This window comes from Paenalcaligenes sp. DL 309 (genome assembly GCF_057475285.1).
Map to the genome: position 1 here is coordinate 249,302 of NZ_JBYBKW010000001.1, position 19,829 is coordinate 269,130.

The following is a 19,829-nucleotide window of genomic DNA, read 5'->3' on the forward strand; positions in this document are numbered from 1 at the left end:
AATCAAATGTCTACGTCGGCTAAGTTACCTTTAATCTCTAACCACTGGCGCCGTTGTGCTGCTTCGCCTCGTGCCATCAACATATTAAACATATCTTTTGTGCCCTCTACCCCTAAACGCCCATATAAAACAGGCATTAAACGTCGAGTATCAGGATTCATGGTGGTGTCCCATAGCTGCTCGGCACTCATTTCACCTAGACCTTTAAAACGGCTAATAGACCACGTATCTTCTCGTACTTTTTCTTTACGTAATTTATCTATAGCGATTTCCAGCTCAGCTTGGTCCAAGCAGTACACCTTACGTGCTGGGCGCTTAGCTACCGCAGGCACATCTAGCCTAAATAACGGTGGGCGAGCAACAAAAATGTGACCCGCTTGGATCAATGCAGGGAAATGACGAAAAAATAAAGTTAATAATAAAACTTGAATATGCGAACCATCCACATCGGCATCAGACAAAATACAAATCTTGCCATAACGTAAAGCAGACAAATCCGGCATGTCATGTATGGTATGCGGATCTACACCTATGGCAACCGATATGTCATGAATTTCTTGGTTTGCAAACAACCGGTCTTGATCCACTTCCCATGAGTTCAGCACCTTACCACGCAACGGTAAAATAGCCTGAAAAGACTTATCTCTACCCATTTTAGCGGAACCACCTGCAGAATCACCTTCCACCAAGAAAAGCTCAGTACGACTGACATCATGCGATTCACAGTCCGTTAATTTACCCGGTAGCACCGCTACCCCTGAGCTTTTACGCTTTTCTACTCGTTGGGTAGAGCGCACACGAGCTTGGGCATGGCGAATCACTAAATCAGCGAGCTTTTTACCGGCATCCACTTCTGCATTTAAATGTAGCTCTAGGGCATTGCGCACAAAGGTGCTAATCATACGCACCGCATCACGGCTATTTAAACGCTCTTTAATTTGTCCTTGAAACTGCGGATCTAAAATCTTTGCTGAAAGCACAAAACTCACACGAGAAAACACATCCTCTGGCAATAAGCGCAACCCTTTAGGCAACAAACTATGAAGCTCAGCAAAGCTTTTAACGGCTTGATACAAGCCATCACGTAAACCGGCCTCATGCGTACCACCAGCTGAGGTGGAAATGAGGTTAACAAAGGATTCACGTACTACTGGACCATCAAGTGTCCACCCTACGACCCATTCTGCTCCTTCCCCCTGTGCGTAATTTTCATCTTCTGCCGTGGCAAACTGGACCCCTAAAAACAGAGGAATAACTAACTCTTGATCATATAAGGCCTCTTGTAAATAACCGCTTAAACCAGACTCATAACACCAATCAATTTTCTCATTCGTTTTTTCATTGATTAATGTGATGGTTGTACCCCCTAACAAAACCGCTTTGCTACGTAAAGCATGTTTTAAGTCAGCTAAAGGAATAACATCGCTATCAAAATATTGGGTATCTGGCCACGCTCTTACTGAGGTACCTGTTCTGCGCTTAGCTGCTGTACCCGCTATGTGCAACGGTTCTAACAGATTGCCATCTGCAAAAGTGATTTGATGAATTTCACCCTGACGCCATACCTGTACTTCTAAACGTGTAGACAAGGCATTCGTCACAGAAACGCCTACGCCGTGCAAGCCCCCGGAAAAAGCATACGCTCCTCCTTCTTTTTTATCGAACTTACCGCCCGCATGTAAGCGGGTAAAAACTAGCTCTACTACAGGTGCATTTTCTTCAGGGTGCATACCCACAGGGATACCGCGGCCATCGTCCATAACAGAGATACTTTTGTCTTTGTGTAAGGTGACGGTTATTTGCTTGGCGTAATTCGCAAGCGCTTCATCGGCTGCATTATCAATAACCTCTTGTATAATATGCAAAGGGTTATCAGTGCGGGTATACATTCCCGGACGCTGGCGTACTGGCTCTAGGCCTTTTAGTACCCGAATTGATGATTCATCGTAATTGGATTTAGACACTCTCTAATCTCATCGTTATCAATCGCTAAAAGCTCTATTTTACGAACTCTACGCTCAAACTCCTAATTTCAAACACTAAAATTGTAATTGTGCGTAATGGCATGCTGTAGATAAAGCACAACAAAGCCCCTGCCAGTTTGTGCTATGTCCTCGCCATCTCGTATAGTGTATTTATTCATTTATTTTTTTATAGATAAAACAACATCATGAGCCAAAAAATTAAAAACGTATCCGACGCGTCTTTTGCCGAAGACGTCTTACAGTCAGGCCAACCCGTATTGGTTGATTACTGGGCAGCTTGGTGTGGCCCATGTAAAGCTATAGCACCCATACTAGAAGAAATTGCTGAACAATACGGTGATCGTGTTACAGTAGCCAAACTTAACGTAGATGAAAACCCTGAAACCGCTGCTAAATTCGGTATTCGTGGTATACCTACACTTATGTTGTTTAAAGATGGTCAGCCTACTGAAACTAAAGTTGGTGCGCTATCTAAAACACAATTACAAGAGTTTCTTGACTCCTCCTTATAAACCACAATTTCCGCGCGAGCCTACTCTTGGCTCGCCGCCGTTGGCTGATTCCCTTCTTTTCATCTCATGCACCTCAACGAACTAAAAGCTCTGCACGTCTCGCAGCTGCTAGAAATGGCTGCAAGCCTCGACATCGACAACGCTAGTCGCCTGCGCAAACAAGAATTGATGTTTGCTATTATGAAAAAACGCGCTAAACAAGGCGAACAAATTTTTGGTGATGGCGTACTTGAAGTATTGCCTGATGGTTTTGGCTTTTTACGCTCGCCCGAAACCTCCTACCTTGCTAGCACCGATGATATTTATATCTCCCCTTCACAAATTCGGCGCTTTAACTTACACACTGGAGATTCCATTGAAGGTGAAGTTCGCACCCCTAAAGACGGTGAGCGTTACTTTGCTTTAGTTAAAGTCGATAAAGTGAATGGCATGCAGCCCGAGAAAATCAAACATAGAATTATGTTTGAAAACCTCACGCCCCTGCACCCTAATCAACCCATGCGCTTAGAGCGTGATATTAAAAGCGAAGAAAACATTACCGGACGCATACTGGACATCTTTGCGCCCATAGGTAAAGGTCAACGTGCTCTGATTGTAGCCAGCCCAAAATCGGGTAAAACCGTCATGATGCAGCACATGGCGCAAGCTATTACCACTAATAACCCGGATGCCATTCTTATCGTGTTGTTGGTAGATGAGCGCCCTGAAGAAGTTACAGAAATGCAGCGTACGGTACGCGGTGAAGTGGTAGCCTCTACTTTTGATGAGCCTGCTACGCGCCACGTACAAGTCGCTGAAATGGTGATTGAAAAAGCCAAGCGCTTAGTGGAGCTTAAAAAAGATGTGGTCATTTTATTAGATTCCATCACTAGGCTCGCTCGGGCTTATAACACCGTAGTGCCCTCCTCTGGTAAGGTACTAACAGGTGGGGTAGATGCCAATGCTCTACAGCGTCCTAAACGCTTTTTTGGGGCCGCTCGCAATCTTGAAGAAGGTGGCTCGTTAACCATTATTGGCACCGCTCTCATAGAAACAGGCAGCCGCATGGATGAAGTGATTTACGAAGAGTTCAAAGGTACTGGTAACTCTGAAATTCACTTAGAACGTCGTTTAGCTGAAAAACGCATGTATCCCGCTATTAATCTGAACAAAACCAGCACGCGCCGTGAGGAGTTATTAATTAAACCTGAACTACTTCAAAAAATATGGGTATTACGCAAGTTTATCCATGATATGGATGAGGTGGATGCCATGGATTTCATTCTCGATAAAATCCGCGCTACGAAAAATAATGATGAATTTTTCGAGATGATGAAAAAATAATTCAAAAAAATAGTACATAATATAAATAAGCCTCTATGAAGTGATATAGAGGCTTATTTATTTTCTACACAGGATCTACACATGAAATCCTCTACTACCCTCACCCTTACACAGTTTCTTCAGCATTTGCAGCAACGTGACCCCCAACAGGCAGAATTTCTCCAAGCCACTCAAGAAGTCTATCAAAGCCTGTGGCCTTTTATAGAAAAACATCCTGAATATGCGGAAATGGGACTCTTAGAGCGTCTAGCTGAGCCCGATCGTATTTTTCAATTTCGTATCACGTGGGTAGATGATAAAGGCAAGGTTCAGGTTAATAGAGGTTTTAGGGTGCAGCATAATAATGCTATAGGCCCCTATAAAGGCGGTATGCGCTTTCACCCTTCAGTCAATCAATCGATTCTCAAGTTTTTAGCCTTTGAACAAACCTTTAAAAATGCCCTCACTACGCTACCCATGGGCGGTGGTAAAGGCGGTGCTGACTTTGACCCTAAAGGTAAAACCGACTTAGAGATCATGCGTTTTTGCCAAGCTTTCATTACTGAGCTGTACCATCACATTGGTGCCAATATTGATGTGCCCGCTGGTGATATAGGCGTAGGAGGCCGGGAAGTGGGCTATATGGCGGGCATGATGAAAAAACTTACACACTCCGCAGAGTGTGTATTGACCGGCAAAGGTTTTGATTTTGGTGGCAGTTTTATACGCCCTGAAGCCACGGGCTACGGCTTGATTTACTTTGTTTCTGAAATGCTGGCAAAAGAAAACAAAAGCTTAGAAGGCATGCGTGTTTCTGTTTCTGGCGCCGGTAATGTAGCGCAGTACGCTGTGCAAAAATGCCTAGAGCTAGGGGCTAAAGTTCTGACTATGTCTGACTCCACCGGTACGCTCTATGATGAGGCGGGGTTTACTTCGGAAAAGTTAGCCTTGCTCATGGAATACAAAAACCAACAACGGGGTTCTTTGCAAGATTACGCCGCACTCACTAAGGCGACGTTTTTTGCTGGCGAAAGGCCTTGGCATATACCAGTGGATATTGCCTTACCTTGTGCAGTACAAAATGAATTAGATCTCAATGATGCCAAACAACTGATTGCTAATGGGGTGCTCTGTGTGGCTGAAGGCGCCAATATGCCAACCACCCTGGCTGCCATAGAAGCCTTAGAGAAGGCAAAAATACTCTATGCCCCCGGCAAGGCTAGCAATGCAGGGGGCGTGGCCGTTTCGGGCTTAGAAATGTGTCAAGGTGCACAGCGCTTGCAGTGGCCTGCCCATGATGTGGACAGTCAATTACAGAAAATTATGGTGCGTATTCATGAAAGCTGTATGCAATATGGCCAACAGACGGACAAATCTATTAATTACGTAGAAGGTGCAAATATTGCTGGTTTTGTAAAAGTGGCTAATGCTATGTTGGCACAAGGTGTGTACTAATTATTTTACCAAAATGCGCGGAAAACCTCGTTGCTTAGGGCGAGGAAGATGTCAATGAAGCTCAGGTTCTGTGGGTTTTAGTTTAACCTCGTTGGTCTCAAACTGATCCCACGAACCTTTTAGCTGGTATTGTACTGTCATGGCTTTGGCTAAGGGGTCTTTAAACAATAGCTGTGTAACAAAAGCGCCTATGCCCACCACAGGGTTTAAGGCAATGCCGGCGGCAATGGCTGCTCCACTCATATCTACATTGGGTACTACTAAAGCCCGCAAATCTAGTTGCTCGGAGTCAATATCCGTATCCCCTTCAATCACAATAGTACCTGCCGGACCCACCACTCTAAAGTTATTGGTGCTTAAACGTTGCTGTTTTAAGTCCACGCGTCCTTTCATATCATCAAAGGGAAAACCGTCTTTTAACAATCCGCGTATATCAAAATCCAAACGCGACAAACGTGATAACGATTGCAAAGATAAAAACTCTAACACTTTGGCCGCGCGTGAATTAATTTGATCAATGCGACCTTCATAAAGGTCTAAATCTATGGTGGCGTCTAAAGTATCTAATTTGGTGCTCCATGGGAAATTCAACCATTGTACTTTTGAGTGTACGGAACCCCTACCTTCCGCTAACACCTCTTTGATTCCTATGTACTTCAGCAGCTCACCTGCCTGCTCACTTTGCGCTTGAGCGGTTAACGTTAGACCGCGTTCTATTCCGCTTTGCTGTAATACTCCTGTAGCATTCACATCTCCATGTGGGGTTTGTAGTGATAAATGAGGAATCTGCCAACCGCCTGCGGCCTCTGCTTGTTTTACGCCTTCTAACTGTAGAGCACCTAATTGCCATTGCTGCCAACGTAAATCTTCTATAGTCAGCATTAAATCAGGTAGGTCTAATTCAAAATCCCCCACCTCCATCACATCTTCACTATAGAAATCGGTGTGGAGTTTAGTGGGGGCCCAGTGCACACGTTGTAGCTTTGCCACTACCTCTCCGAGTACGTCACCCTTAGCATCTGCTTGCCACTGTACCGTCCCTGCCACTGGCGTGGCGCTAATATCAGCGCGCCACTTATGCACTTCATTTTGATGCATAGTATAGGTAAGCGCCCCCAGAGAGTGGTTAAACAATATGGCCTGATTCGATTTGAGACGGAATTGCCTTAAATCTTGCAGCATGGAGGTACTTTCAACCTTGACGGTAGTTGTACCTTTCAAGGTGCTCTGCACTTCTCGCCACGCATCAATATCTAAATTATCTTGTTGTATATCGATGACAAAACCTTTTTTTTCCGTTGGTAACTGGGGGAGTGGTTGCTGCCAACTTAAACTGCCATGACTAAACAACCGGCTATTTGCTTTATTTTCTATTAATTGCATTTGCAGCTTATTATCTAATTGCAATTGCAACTGATGCACATTGACATCATGCGCTTGCCAAATAAACTTTAGAGGCATGACCGTTTCCGCCGACTTAGTCAAAGGCAGCGGTAAAGTAGACTGCACACCTTTTAAGTCTGTGTTGCCTTGAGCATAAAACTGATCTTTAGCATCAAAGCCCACTTGTAATTGATAGGCAAAGTCACCTGTTAAATAAGCGTCAATCACCGCTATATCTGTGTGTTTGCGCAAGGCATTAAGCTGCGCTTGACCCCGCAAATTCAACATTTTTCCAGCTGGCCCCACTTCGTCTTGTATAACTACAACACCACCTAACCAATGCGCCTTGAGCTCTTCGGCACGAGCCCCCTGCTCACTAAAATGCAAACGTCCCGTAACCCCGTCTAATGGAGGTAAAAAAGGGAAAAGCTGTACCGTATTATCTGCAAAATCAATACTACCTTTAACTTCAATATCATCTTCATTTTCTAGATTAATACGCAAATCCAAAGGCACTTGCCACTGCCCAGTAGCCGTACTGTGAGTAAACGTATGATCTAGTAAAGCGCCTAAATCTGTATGCGACATTAAGCCTAAATACGCTTGAGCTGCGCCTGCAGTTTGTCCTTGTACAGTTAATATGGGCTCATCAGCATCCAGATTCTCAATATGGACTTCAATGTGTTTTGCTTGAACAGCATCTTTACCATTTGGCTTTAACACAGCATGAGCGTTACGAATCCACAGGCCATTGTCGCGTAGTAGTAAGTCCCCACTAGCTTTTTCAAGTTTAGGCCAGCCCATTTCCCCCGGATTCGGTAGATAATAATCAATATCCACATCTGTAAAAGCCCCCCCTATGTAAAACAAACCACCTTGACTTTTCTTATAAGGAAAGTCCTGCCAGTTTCCTTTGAGGCGTAGTGTGGCCTCGGGAACTACCCCTTTTACTAAAGCATGTTCTAGCCACTCCACTACATCAACCGTAATATCAGGCATAGGCATATAACTATATAAGCGATTGATTTGCACATCATTCAACGAACCGAACAAGTCAAACTGCCCTAAAGATAAATCCATACCTTTAGGTGTCCAAGAGCCATGAAGCTGCGCTTGTACATCATTGTTTTTAACCATCAGTTGTTGTATTTGAATGCTGCCTTCTTGGTCCGCTGTTTGGCGTTCTGCCATAAGGCTCAACTCATCAACATGCATATCAGCAGCAAATAGCGAGGAATTCTGTAAAACGAGCTGCTTGCCAGTTACCTCAAGCTTGAAGGCTCCTGACTGCAAACGTTCACCTAAGGGTGTTTTATCCGCAAAAACTTTAAAGTCTTGCCAAGGGGCTGCTGCAAACACACGAAAAGAGCGTGCTTTCATCTGAGCTCCGTCTGCTAATTGCCAAACGCCGTTGTAGATGCGGGTATCCATACTCAGGTGATGGATTTGACTGTGTTGCAACTGCAACCAAAATTGAGTGTCTAAGGTAGCCTGATTGAGCTCTATGGGTAAATCCATCCATTGACGCCAAACAGCCGGACTAAGTCCATTAAATTGGGCATATACCATGCCCTCTAATTGGTGCTGCTTTATGCCAGCTCGCGTAAACTCACCCCGTAATTGCACACTTTGTTCTAATTCAGCCTGTAAAGAGGCGGCTAAATCCACATGTAATGCCGTGTGACTAAACTGCATCACTCCATTCACGTGATTTATTTTTAAGGGTGCACTTCGACGGATTTGATCATGCCACACTAACTGAGCATTTTTAAGTTCTATACGTTCTTGTAGCTCTAACCAACTGATAAAACCACGGCTTATTTCGGTATTATCGCTCCCTTCACTTGACTGCTCAGTTAAATGAATTTTTTGCTCTGCATCACGCCATAAATCCAAACGCAACCCTTCAATACGTAAGTAAGAGAAGGCGAATTGGCGACTCCACCAACTTTGCCACTTTAAACGTGCCACGATAGAAGGAATATATAACTGTTGCGACTGCAGCCCTTCTTTTTGTCGGTTTTGAAGACGTAAATCCTCTATTTGTAATTGCGGCACTACGCCTTGCCATTGCGCGCTCAGTTTACCAATTTGTACTTCACTGTCTGTGGCCACACTTAACGCTTGCTCAAGGGGCACACGCCACTGATCAATGGTTGGTAATAGCCAATAGCGTATTCCTAGCACTACAATGACTACAAGTATATACAGCACGAGAACGGCGCGTCCTAGCCAACGGAGTAACGGCTTCATCTTTTATCTTTTTTAGGTTTTATCTGCATAGTAATCATGGATCTTAAAAGCACAGTCAAATGGTCTGGAGCCTTGCGCAGACAACTTTCAGCCACTCCGGATTTTGCTGAATGGCTTCAAGAACACAGCAAAAGCGAGCTCAATGCCAATACAATTCAGCGCTGGTTTACCGAACTTAGACCCATACAGGCTCAAAATAAGCAAAACCCATCACAAGCCGAAGAGTTTCTAAAGCAGCAATTACGTCTATTACGGCGTAGGGTGTTTTTCACCTTAATGTTGCGCGATGTAAGTCAACGATCAAGTTTAGCCGAAGTTGGCTCTGCCATGAGTTATTTAGCAGATTTGAGTGTGAGCAAAGCTTACGAACTTATCAGTAGAACAATGGCTAGCGCACATGGTGCGCCTCTCGATCCTACCACCGGAGCCCCACTAGAAATGCTAATTATTGCAATGGGGAAATGGGGAGGTTGTGAGCTCAACGTCTCCTCAGACATAGACTTAATTACGCTGTATCCCGAGGATGGCGAAACCACAGGCCCACGCCCCCGCAGCCATCACGAATACTTTGGTCGCCTTACACAGCGTATGCTGCCTATTTTGTCGCAAACCAATGCTTTTGGTCAGGTATTTAGAACCGATTTACGTTTACGTCCCGATGGTGATGTGGGTCCCTTATCTTGGAGCTTAAAAGCTTTAGAAAATTACTTTTTGCAACAAGGTCGTGAATGGGAACGTTATGCGTGGATTAAAGGTAGAGCTCTAGATTTAAAAAGCCATGAACATAGCCAACCACAAGCCGCTCAAGAGCGCATAGAAAACTTGCGTATCCCTTTTGTTTATAGAAAATACTTCGATTTTGATGCACTTGCAGCCTTACGGGAACTGCGTGAACGCATACGCCAAGACTGGCATCGTAAAGTCATTGCCAAAGATAGCTTGGAAAGTAAACACAATATCAAGTTGGGCGATGGGGGTATTCGTGAAATTGAATTTGTAGTGCAACTTAATCAGCTCATACGCGGTGGACGCTGGCCTTCTTTGCAACAACAAAATCTTCATGCTGCCGTACAAGCCCAGGTGCAAGCCGATTTAATGGATGAAAGCCTAGCACACGCATTATTAAAAGCTTATGAGTTTTTACGCCGCACGGAGCATTTTTTACAATATCACAATGATGAACAAACCCATCTGCTTCCCACCGAGGCAAACACTTACGCCGCCTTGGCCGATGCCATGGGCATGACAAGCACAAACTTCAGCGCAGAGCTCACGACTCATAGAGAGTGTGTACAGCAAACATTTCAAGATGCTTTTAGACTTGCAGGGGTGGAAAAAAAGACCTCCTCTCTTACCACTGTCGCTCCCCCTATCACTCCCATAAGCTCTCAGACCACCGAAACAGTGACAACCGATGTGCTCGAAGAACAAAGCCAGCAATTAATTAGTAGCAGCCGTATACAACGTCTACCAACTCATAGTTTAGAACGTCTGAAAAAGCTTTTACCTTTATTTAGAGAAGCCGCATTACACAATGATGACCCTATAGAAACTAATAAACGCACTCATGCCATTATTGAGCAAATTGCCAGCCGTAGCGCCTACCTTGCTTTATTATTAGAGTATCCGGTCACTATAGAGCGTTTGACTAAAATGGCAGGAGCCAGCCCTTGGGCTACCCACTATTTAAGCCAATATCCGTTGGTTCTCGATAGTTTAATTGAATGGCAATCCCTTATGGAAACGCCTGATTTTGAAGCGCTAGCCGAGCAACTTCACATTGAGTTAGATGCTTGTTTACTCGCAAATGGCCAAGCCGACATAGAAAACCAAATGAATTTGATGCGCGATTTGCAGCATCAAGTTAGCTTTCAATTATTAGCCCAAGATTTAGAAGGTCAACTTACCGTTGAAACCTTAGCTGATCAACTCTCGGCCTTGGCCGATATGCTCTTAGCAGAAACTATTCACAGAACTTGGCCTTTAGCTAACCCTAAACATAGCGGATCCAGCCTCCCAGAACCCCATTTTGCCGTGGTGGCTTATGGTAAATTAGGCGGTAAAGAATTGGGTTACGCTTCCGATTTGGATTTGGTTTTTTTATACGATGATCCTGATCAAGCCGCTGTAGAGCGCTATGTGCGTTTAGGCAGACGCATGGTCTCTTGGCTTACCACATTAACCTCTTCGGGGCGCATGTACGAAGTGGATATGCGCTTACGCCCTGATGGTGATGCTGGACTCATTGCGGTTTCTATAGAGGGTTTTGAGAAATATCAAAGCCAGCACGCCTGGAGCTGGGAACATCAAGCCATTACACGCGCTCGTTTTGTAGCTGGTGATACACAAATAGGAGCCCGTTTTGAGAAGGTGCGCCAAGACATTCTGTTACAGAAACGTGAACCTCATCTCTTTAAAAAAGAAGTCATTGCCATGCGTGAAAAAATTGCGGCTGCTCACCCAAACTCCAGTGATTTATTTGATATCAAACACGATAGAGGTGGCATGGTAGATATTGAGTTTATTACACAATATCTTGTGCTATGTTATGCTCATAAACACCCTGCTTTATTAAATAATTTGGGTAATATCGCTTTATTAGGGATTGCAGCTAAACAGCAGCTCATACCGCCCACGCTTAGCGATGAGGCCATCCGTGCCTATAGACTCTTTAGACGTTATCAACACAACTTACGCCTGCAGGGTGCCACCGTAGCACGTCTACCTACAGCCCAAGTCCAAACCCAACGAGATGCCGTATTAGCTTTATGGCACGCCGTAATGATTTAATTTTGCTATGACAAACTCGACTTCTACTCGCCCTGTATTAACTGCTCCTAATAACAGCAAAAAACTACTACTGCACTCTTGCTGTGCGCCTTGCTCTGGCGAAGTCATGGAAGCCATTGCCGCCTCAGGCATTGAGTACACCATTTTTTTCTATAACCCAAATATTCACCCCATCCGTGAATACGAAATTCGTAAAGAAGAAAATATTCGTTTTGCTGAAAAACACAACATCCCTTTTGTGGATGCCGACTACGATACTGAAAACTGGTTTAAACGCGTAAAAGGTATGGAGCATGAACCAGAACGCGGTATTCGATGCACAGAGTGTTTTGATATGCGCTTTGAGCGTACTGCTTTATATGCTTACGAAAATGGCTTTGAAACCATTACTAGCTGTTTGGCGATTTCACGCTGGAAAGACTTAAAACAAATTAATGCCAGCGGTGAGCGCGCCGCCGCCCGTTACCCAGGTATGACTTACTGGACGTATAATTGGCGTAAAGGCGGGGGCTCACAGCGTATGTTAGAGATCAGCAAAGAAGAAAACTTTTACCAGCAAGAATACTGTGGCTGTGTTTACTCTTTGCGTGATACTAACAATTGGCGCATGGCCAATGGCCGTAAGCGTATTGAGTTTGGCGTTAAATTTTATGGTTTAAATGATACTCACACGCTAAAAAATCAAACGCCTAAATAACGCTCCCATAAGCTGCGATCAGCCCCTAACGCCTCTGAGTCACCCTGCCAAACCACCACACCTTTTTCTAAAATAATGTGGTGGTCTGCTAGCTTCATGAGGCGTATAACGTATTTATCAATAATAAGAATAGTTTGCCCTTGCGCTCTTAATATATCCAAACATTGCCAAATCTCTTCACGAATTTTGGGTGCTAAGCCTTCTGAGGCCTCGTCTAATATGAGTAGTTTAGGATTTGTAACTAAAGCCCGCCCAATCGCTAACATTTGCTGCTCGCCACCTGAGAGCTGATTTCCCATATTATTTTGACGCTCGCGTAAACGCGGAAAAAATTCAAAGACTTTTTCAGGCGTCCATTTATGTTGACTATCAGGATTACGATTAGCCACGAAAGCAGTTAAATGCTCTTTAACCGTAAGATTAGGGAAGCAGTGGCGCCCCTCTGGCACAATAGCAATGCCTGCACGCGCTATTTTATCTGATGACCAACCATTAATCTGCTGACCATCAAACTGCACCGAGCCCCCCTTTATGGGCAGCATACCCAAGATAGTCTTTAAAAGTGTGCTTTTACCCATACCATTACGGCCTAAAACCGTGACCACTTGCCCTGCTTTAATGCCTAAATCCACACCAAACAACACTTGGCTAGCACCATAACCTCCTTCAAGCTGCTGAGTTTGTAATATCATGCCGCTGCCTCCGTCTCTTCATCACCTAAATACGCATTTTTAACATCTGGGTTATTGCGTATTTCTTCAGTAGTACCTGATGCAATCACTTTACCTGAGACAAGCACAGTAATGCGATCGGCTAACCTAAAGACGGCCTGCATATCATGCTCCACTAACAACATAGCTGCCTTACCGCGTAATGACTCAATGAGCTCTGTAAGGCGCAGGCTTTCATCAGGCCCCATACCCGCCATAGGCTCATCAAGAAACATCACACTAGGATTAGCAGCTAAAGACAAAGCAAACTCAATCTTGCGTTGCTCGCCATGAGGTAAATTACAAGCCTGCACAGACCACAAACTACGGTCTATGGCGCACTCTTCAGCCAATTGTTTTGCTTTTACTATAAGCTCAGTTTCACTATCACGCGCTCGCCAAAAACGGTAACTACTGCCCGATGCCGCCTGCACAGCTAAGATTAAATTTTCTAGTACAGTGTACTGACTAAAAATATTAGTCACTTGAAAAGATCTAGCTAAACCCGCCGCTACACGTTGATGCGCTTTTAAGGCCGTAATATTATTGCCTTTTAAAAACAATTGCCCACTATCCGGTTTTAAAGTACCTGCTAAAAGATGAATTAAAGTAGACTTACCTGCACCATTCGGGCCAATAAGACCGTGTATTTCTCCCTCTAGCAACTCTATAGACACACCATTGGTGGCATGCAGAGCACCAAACCGCTTATGCAAATCTTGGGATTTAAAAACCACCTTAGCTGTTGTCATAGACCGCCTTCTTTTTATCAAACAAAGCTGCTAGGCCTTTAGGCGCAGCAAACACTACAATGAGAAGCAAAATACCTAGCGGCAAGTGCCAGAACTCAGTCCAGCTACGTAATACCTCTTCGAGTACCAACATCACCGCTGCACCAGCTACCCCCCCAAACATTAACCCCATACCCCCTACTAACACCATAATGAGCAAGTCAGCAGACTGTGTCCAGTGCATCAAACTGGGGGAAACGAAAAGGTTATGATTAGCCAATAAGGCACCCGCTAAACCCATCAAACCACCACTCATGCTGTAGGCCATTAACTGAATGCCATACACCGGATAGCCCAAGGCTTGCATACGACTCGCGTTTTCTCGGGAACCCATCAGAGCGTGACCAAATCTAGATTCAATAATTTTTTTAAAGAATAAAAAGGCCACTACCACTACAAACAGCACCACATAATAAAACTGCAAGTCACTGCCTAAATCTAAGAACGGTAGAGATGAATGCTCATATAAATTCATACCGTCCTCCCCCCCGTACTGACGTAAAGAGATAAAGAGGTAATAAATCATTTGTGCAAAAGCTAGGGTGATCATAATGAAATACACCCCTCGGGTACGTAAAGAGATAGCACCCGTTACAAAAGCCAATAAAGCCGAAAGCACCATCGCTAAAGGCCACACAATAAAGGCGGAGTAGATTTCAAAATCAGCCATTATGCCTACCGCATAGGCGCCTGCTCCAAAGAACGCTGCATGCCCTAAAGCTACTAAACCGCCATAACCTAATACTAGGTTTAAAGCACTAGCAGCTAAAGCAAAAATAAGAATGCGACGCACAAAGGAGATGTAAAACTCAAAACCAAACATCGGCGCAATTAACGGAAAAGCAATAAGAGCTAATAGGGCCAAGCCCACTAAAATACGTGTTCTGGTCATGTTAGCCTCGTGCTGGGAAAAGTCCGGCCGGCTTAACCACTAGTATCACCGCCATCAATAAGTAAATAGACATTGCCGCTATAGTGGGCCCTACGCTAGAGGCCACATCAGCGGGAAATACCGTACGTAGTAAAGTGGGTAAAAAAGCTCTACCAGCGGTATCTACCATACCGACTAACAAAGCGCCCACAAAAGCCCCACGTATAGAACCAATCCCGCCTATAACGATACACACCAAGACTAAAATAAGTATGTCTTCACCCATGCCTATTTGCACAGCATTAATGGGCCCTAACATAGCCCCCGCCAATGCAGCCAATGCAGCTCCTAGCGTAAAAATACCTAAGAACAAAATAGGAACTCGCACACCCATGAGGGTAGCCATTTGACGGTTGGAGGCCCCGGCTCGTACGAGTACACCCGCACGCGTACGGGTAACAAAGGCGTATAAAGCCACAGCCATTACTAAACCCACCGCAATAATCATTAATCTAAAGGCGGGATATAAAAAACCGGGCAAAATCTCAATAGGGCCGGACAAAGCTGCAGGCATATTGAGCATCATGGGCGCTGGGCCCCATATCATTTTCACTAGATCATTAGAGATTAAAATCACTGCATAAGTACCTAAAACTTGAGCTAAGTGATCTCGTACCACTAATCTACGCATCAAAAGCAGTTCTAAAATAATACCCACTACTGCAGTCACACCCACTGCAACTAATACTGCCAATGTAAATGAGCCTGTGCGTTGCATGGTTTCAGCGGCCACATACGCTCCCCCCATATAGAGGGAGCCATGTGCCAAGTTCATGATATCCATGATGCCAAAGACCAAAGTTAGCCCTGCAGCAATCAAAAACAACATCAAACCAAACTGTAAACCATTTAACAGCTGCTCTGAAATAAGAATGAGCGACATCCTGTTAAGTACCTTTTGTTTATAATTGTGAATTTTGTGTTAAAGCTGAAAAACAAACACTCTTGTTATTTCATTTTGCACTCATCCACATACACATCTTGATAATCATCAAAAATAGTTTCAACCAAACGGTTTGTTAACACGCCATCTTCATCACGCTCTACTACACGTAAATAATAAGGCTGTATGGGAAAGTTATTGGTGCCGTAAGAGAAATCACCGCGCACGGATTCGTAATTAGCAGATTTTAAAGCTGCTAATACCGCCTCACGATCTTTAACATTGCCATCAACTTGAGCCGCGGCAGCATCCATCGCCATAATGGCATCATAAGCTTGGGCAGCATAAACAGAAGGATAACGATTGTCGTACTCTGCGCGGAAAGCTTCTACGAATTTTTTATTGGCAGGGACATCTAAATCATGAGCCCACTGTGCTGTATTAAACATGCCTTCAATAGGATCGCCTACGGCTTGAATAATATCGCTATCGCCAGAGAATCCTGGACCGATTAAAACAATATCTTCATTTAATCCCGCTGATACAAACTGTTTAATAAAGTTAATCCCCATGCCGCCGGGTAAGAAAAAGAACACGGCCTCAGGTTTATTTTCTCGAACTTGCGCTAGCTCAGCCGCGTAATCAATTTGCCCCAATTTGGTATAAATCTCTTGGCTAGGTGTTTTACCATAACCCCGTTTAAACCCATTTAGCGCATCTTTACCTGCAGGATAATCAGGCGCTAGTATAAATACCTTTTCATAGTTCCGATCTGATGCTGCTTTACCTGCCGCTTCATGAAAAGCATCATTTTGGTAAGAAACCCCAAAAAAGTAAGGATTACACTGTTTACCAGCTAATTGACTAGGGCCCGGGTTTGCCGTGAGAAAAGGAATTTCTGCTTTAAACAAAGCGGGTCCTACGGCCAAAGCCACGTTAGAACCAACGGGACCGGTAAAGAAATCAATTTTATCTCGCTGAATATAACGGTTAACTAATTGACGGGCTTGATCTGGATTACCACCCATATCTTGTTGTAAGAACTCAGCTGGGTAACCGCCTAACTGCCCATCTAATTGTTTAATGGCTAAATTTAAACCGTCACGAATCTCTGCCCCTACGGCTGCAAATGGCCCGGAGTTATCATTGGCTATGCCCACTTTTATGGGGTCTGCAGTGGCTAAAGCTGGCCCCATGCTAACGGCAGCTAAGGCTAAAGTAGCAAGAAAGTTTTTCATTTTGTCTCCTAATTTATTATTTAACTATGATTAGTTTAGTTGTAAATCATTTTTATACCAACAAGGGATATTACCTACATCACTCTCTTTGACAACAAAAAAACCCCGCCGTAGCGGGGTTAGAAAGCACACTAAAAATAAATTATTTTTTGAACACAAAATCATCTGCAGTGAAATCCACATGCACGGTATCTCCGTCTGCAAATTCACCTTGTAAAATAGCCTTGGCTACTGGATTTTCAATGTACTGCTGGATAGCGCGCTTCAAAGGACGAGCACCAAACAACGGATCAAAACCTACCTTCGCTACCTCAGCTAAAGCGGCTTCGCTCACCTCTAAACCTAAATCTCTATCCGCTAAACGTTCACTCAAACGCTGCAGCTGAATATTGGCAATAGATTGAATGTGTTTTGTATCTAAAGAGTGGAATACCACCACTTCGTCAATACGATTTAAAAACTCAGGACGGAAAGCGGTTTTTACCTCTTCCCACACCATGGCCTTTATTTCTTCATACGGTTCAGCATGCATACGCTGAATATGCTGCGAGCCCAGATTAGACGTCATGATAATAACTGTATTACGGAAATCTACCGTACGCCCTTGGCCATCAGTAAGGCGTCCATCATCTAATACTTGTAGCAACACGTTAAACACATCAGGGTGTGCTTTCTCTACCTCATCCAGCAAGATTACACTGTACGGTTTGCGGCGCACGGCTTCGGTTAAATACCCTCCCTGCTCATAACCCACATAGCCTGGAGGCGCTCCGATTAAACGAGCCACGGAATGCTTTTCCATAAATTCCGACATATCAATACGAATTAAATGATCTTCGGAATCAAAAAGAAAGCCAGCCAGCGCTTTCGTTAATTCGGTTTTACCCACACCCGTAGGTCCTAAGAATAAGAACGAGCCATAAGGACGATCCGGATCAGCTAAACCTGCTCTAGAGCGACGTATGGCATCTGCCACTAAGGTAACGGCTTCACTTTGCCCTACAACGCGCTGATGGAGATGCGATTCCATTTGCAGTAACTTCTCCCGCTCACCTTGCATCATACGAGCCACTGGAATACCGGTAGCCCGTGATACCACTTCGGCAATCTCTTCCACACCTACCTGGGTACGTAATAGCTTTGGACGCTCATTGGCTTCGTCAGCTTGCTCTTTGTTTTGCTCAGCAGATTTCAAGCGCTCTTCCAACTGTGGGAGTTTGCCATATTGCAATTCAGCCAACTGCTCAAACTGCCCCTTGCGTTGAAATTCTGCCATCTCTGCACGTAAAACCTCAATTTCTTCTTTAATGGCTTGCGTGCCCTGAACGGCTGCTTTTTCTGCTTTCCAGATTTGATCAAAATCATCATACTGACGCTGCAAGGAAGTCAACTCATCCTCAATGGCTTGTAGGCGTTTTTTGGAAGCATCGTCCTCTTCTTTTTTAACGGCCTCACGTTCAATTTTAAGCTGAATCATACGCCTATCTAGCTTATCCATGACCTCAGGCTTGGAGTCAATTTCCATACGAATACGCGCTGCAGCCTCATCGATAAGGTCAATGGCTTTGTCAGGTAAAAAGCGATCGGTAATATAACGATTAGACAACTCAGCAGCCGCCACAATGGCAGGGTCTGTAATCGCCACACCATGGTGCAGTTCATAACGCTCCTGCAAACCTCGTAAAATAGCAATGGTGGACGGCACGTCAGGCTCTTCTACCTGTACACGTTGGAAGCGGCGCTCTAAGGCGGCATCTTTTTCAATGTACTGCCTATACTCATCTAAGGTAGTAGCACCAATACAATGAATTTCACCCCGTGCTAGAGCAGGTTTCAACATATTACCTGCATCCATGGCACCATCGGCTTTACCTGCACCCACTACCATGTGAATTTCATCAATGAAAAGAATGGTTTGGCCTTCATCTTGAGCTAGCTCTTTAAGCACCGCTTTAAGACGTTCTTCAAACTCACCGCGGAATTTAGCACCCGCTAATAACGCGGCTAAATCTAAGACTAAAAGACGTTTACCTTTCAGATTTTCTGGTACTTCATTATTAACAATACGCTGCGCTAAACCTTCTACAATGGCTGTTTTACCTACCCCTGGTTCTCCTATTAGCACTGGATTATTTTTCGTGCGGCGTTGTAATATTTGAATGGATCTACGGATCTCATCATCACGTCCAATAACCGGGTCTAGCTTACCTAAGCGAGCGCGTTCTGTTAGATCGGTAGTGTATTTAGATAAAGCCTCGCGATTCGACTCACCTTCAGGATCAGTCACGTTGGCTCCACCACGCACTGCATCTATAGCAGCCTCTAATGCTTTTTCTTGTAAACCCGTATCGCGTAATATCTGGCCAATACGTCCTTTGTCTTTGGCCATGGCTAATAAAAATAACTCGCTAGCTATATAGCTATCACCACGTTGGGTAGCATCCTTATCAGCTTGTGCTAGAGCACGTTGTAATTCTGCACTAATACGCAAATTACTTTCGTCGCCCTCTACCTGTGGTAAAGCAGCCAAATAATTGGTGAGTTCATTTTTAAGGCGCGGCACAGCAGCGCCCGCACGAGCGAGTAAACTTGTAGAGCCTGAATCCGTTTCATCTAACAAGGCCATCAAAACGTGAGCGGGCTCTATATATGCATGCTTACCCTGCATCGCTAGCGTTTGTGCTGTACCTAGCGCCATTTGAAACTGTGTGGTTAGTTTATCTATACGCATAAAATCGATACCTATAAAAGTGCACTTTACTACGTGCTTAATCTATTTGAATTACTTTATAAATACGGCCAAAGAGCTATTTTTCAAGTTTAAACCAAGTATCATTAGTATAGGCAATGGTTATGAAAAGCAGAAAACGCTACAATTAACTTTGATTTGCCTCAAGGC

At 44.3% G+C, this 19,829-nt stretch carries 13 protein-coding genes; 5 read left to right on the plus strand and 8 right to left on the minus strand.

Features of this window, described 5'->3' with window-relative positions; all coding sequences use genetic code 11:
- Positions 1 to 2: 2 nt before the first annotated feature.
- A complete protein-coding gene (locus tag AC2UZJ_RS01145) occupies positions 3 to 1,964 on the minus strand; it encodes a DNA topoisomerase IV subunit B (RefSeq protein WP_486948283.1) in 1,962 nt (653 codons plus the stop codon).
- A gap of 206 nt (positions 1,965 to 2,170) precedes the next feature.
- Between AC2UZJ_RS01145 and trxA the strand changes: the two genes are divergently transcribed.
- From trxA to gdhA, 3 genes are all read left to right on the plus strand, one after another.
- On the plus strand, positions 2,171 to 2,497 hold the full coding sequence (trxA, locus tag AC2UZJ_RS01150) for a thioredoxin TrxA (protein WP_486948284.1): 327 nt from the start codon (positions 2,171 to 2,173) through the stop codon (positions 2,495 to 2,497).
- A gap of 66 nt (positions 2,498 to 2,563) precedes the next feature.
- Positions 2,564 to 3,820, plus strand: a complete 1,257-nt coding sequence (rho, locus tag AC2UZJ_RS01155; protein ID WP_486948285.1) for a transcription termination factor Rho — start codon at positions 2,564 to 2,566, stop codon at positions 3,818 to 3,820.
- Positions 3,821 to 3,901: 81 nt separating this feature from the next.
- Positions 3,902 to 5,254 (plus strand): NADP-specific glutamate dehydrogenase, encoded by a 1,353-nt coding sequence (gene gdhA / locus AC2UZJ_RS01160; protein ID WP_486948286.1) that lies wholly within the window; start codon positions 3,902 to 3,904, stop codon positions 5,252 to 5,254.
- A 51-nt stretch (positions 5,255 to 5,305) separates the two neighbouring features.
- Here gdhA and AC2UZJ_RS01165 read toward each other — a convergent pair whose 3' ends face one another.
- Complete coding sequence (locus AC2UZJ_RS01165; protein ID WP_486948287.1) at positions 5,306 to 8,890, minus strand: YhdP family phospholipid transporter; 3,585 nt, start codon at positions 8,888 to 8,890, stop codon at positions 5,306 to 5,308.
- A 36-nt stretch (positions 8,891 to 8,926) separates the two neighbouring features.
- On the opposite strand from AC2UZJ_RS01165, the gene glnE reads away from it, so the two are divergent.
- Together glnE and AC2UZJ_RS01175 are read left to right on the plus strand one after the other, a co-directional pair.
- Entirely contained in the window at positions 8,927 to 11,680 is a 2,754-nt protein-coding gene (glnE, locus tag AC2UZJ_RS01170; protein WP_486948288.1) for a bifunctional [glutamate--ammonia ligase]-adenylyl-L-tyrosine phosphorylase/[glutamate--ammonia-ligase] adenylyltransferase, read from the plus strand.
- A gap of 7 nt (positions 11,681 to 11,687) precedes the next feature.
- Entirely contained in the window at positions 11,688 to 12,377 is a 690-nt protein-coding gene (locus tag AC2UZJ_RS01175) for an epoxyqueuosine reductase QueH (protein WP_486948289.1), read from the plus strand.
- On the opposite strand, the gene AC2UZJ_RS01180 is transcribed toward AC2UZJ_RS01175, so the two are convergent.
- From AC2UZJ_RS01180 to clpB, 6 genes are all read right to left on the minus strand, one after another.
- The gene (locus tag AC2UZJ_RS01180; protein WP_486948290.1) at positions 12,362 to 13,069 is read right to left on the minus strand and encodes an ABC transporter ATP-binding protein; all 708 of its coding nucleotides are present in this window, start codon (positions 13,067 to 13,069) and stop codon (positions 12,362 to 12,364) included. The genes AC2UZJ_RS01175 and AC2UZJ_RS01180 overlap by 16 nt on opposite strands.
- Positions 13,066 to 13,839: an ABC transporter ATP-binding protein gene (locus AC2UZJ_RS01185; RefSeq protein ID WP_486948291.1), complete on the minus strand. Its 774-nt coding sequence runs from the start codon at positions 13,837 to 13,839 to the stop codon at positions 13,066 to 13,068. The genes AC2UZJ_RS01180 and AC2UZJ_RS01185 overlap by 4 nt, the downstream gene beginning before the upstream one ends.
- Entirely contained in the window at positions 13,826 to 14,770 is a 945-nt protein-coding gene (locus AC2UZJ_RS01190; RefSeq protein ID WP_486948292.1) for a branched-chain amino acid ABC transporter permease, read from the minus strand. The genes AC2UZJ_RS01185 and AC2UZJ_RS01190 overlap by 14 nt, the downstream gene beginning before the upstream one ends.
- A gap of 1 nt (position 14,771) precedes the next feature.
- Positions 14,772 to 15,692, minus strand: coding sequence for a branched-chain amino acid ABC transporter permease (locus AC2UZJ_RS01195; protein WP_486948293.1), 921 nt, complete (start codon positions 15,690 to 15,692; stop codon positions 14,772 to 14,774).
- Between the two features lie 65 nt (positions 15,693 to 15,757).
- Entirely contained in the window at positions 15,758 to 16,930 is a 1,173-nt protein-coding gene (locus AC2UZJ_RS01200) for an ABC transporter substrate-binding protein (RefSeq protein WP_486948294.1), read from the minus strand.
- Between the two features lie 142 nt (positions 16,931 to 17,072).
- A complete protein-coding gene (gene clpB, locus AC2UZJ_RS01205) occupies positions 17,073 to 19,661 on the minus strand; it encodes an ATP-dependent chaperone ClpB (RefSeq protein WP_486948295.1) in 2,589 nt (862 codons plus the stop codon).
- Positions 19,662 to 19,829: the final 168 nt, after the last annotated feature.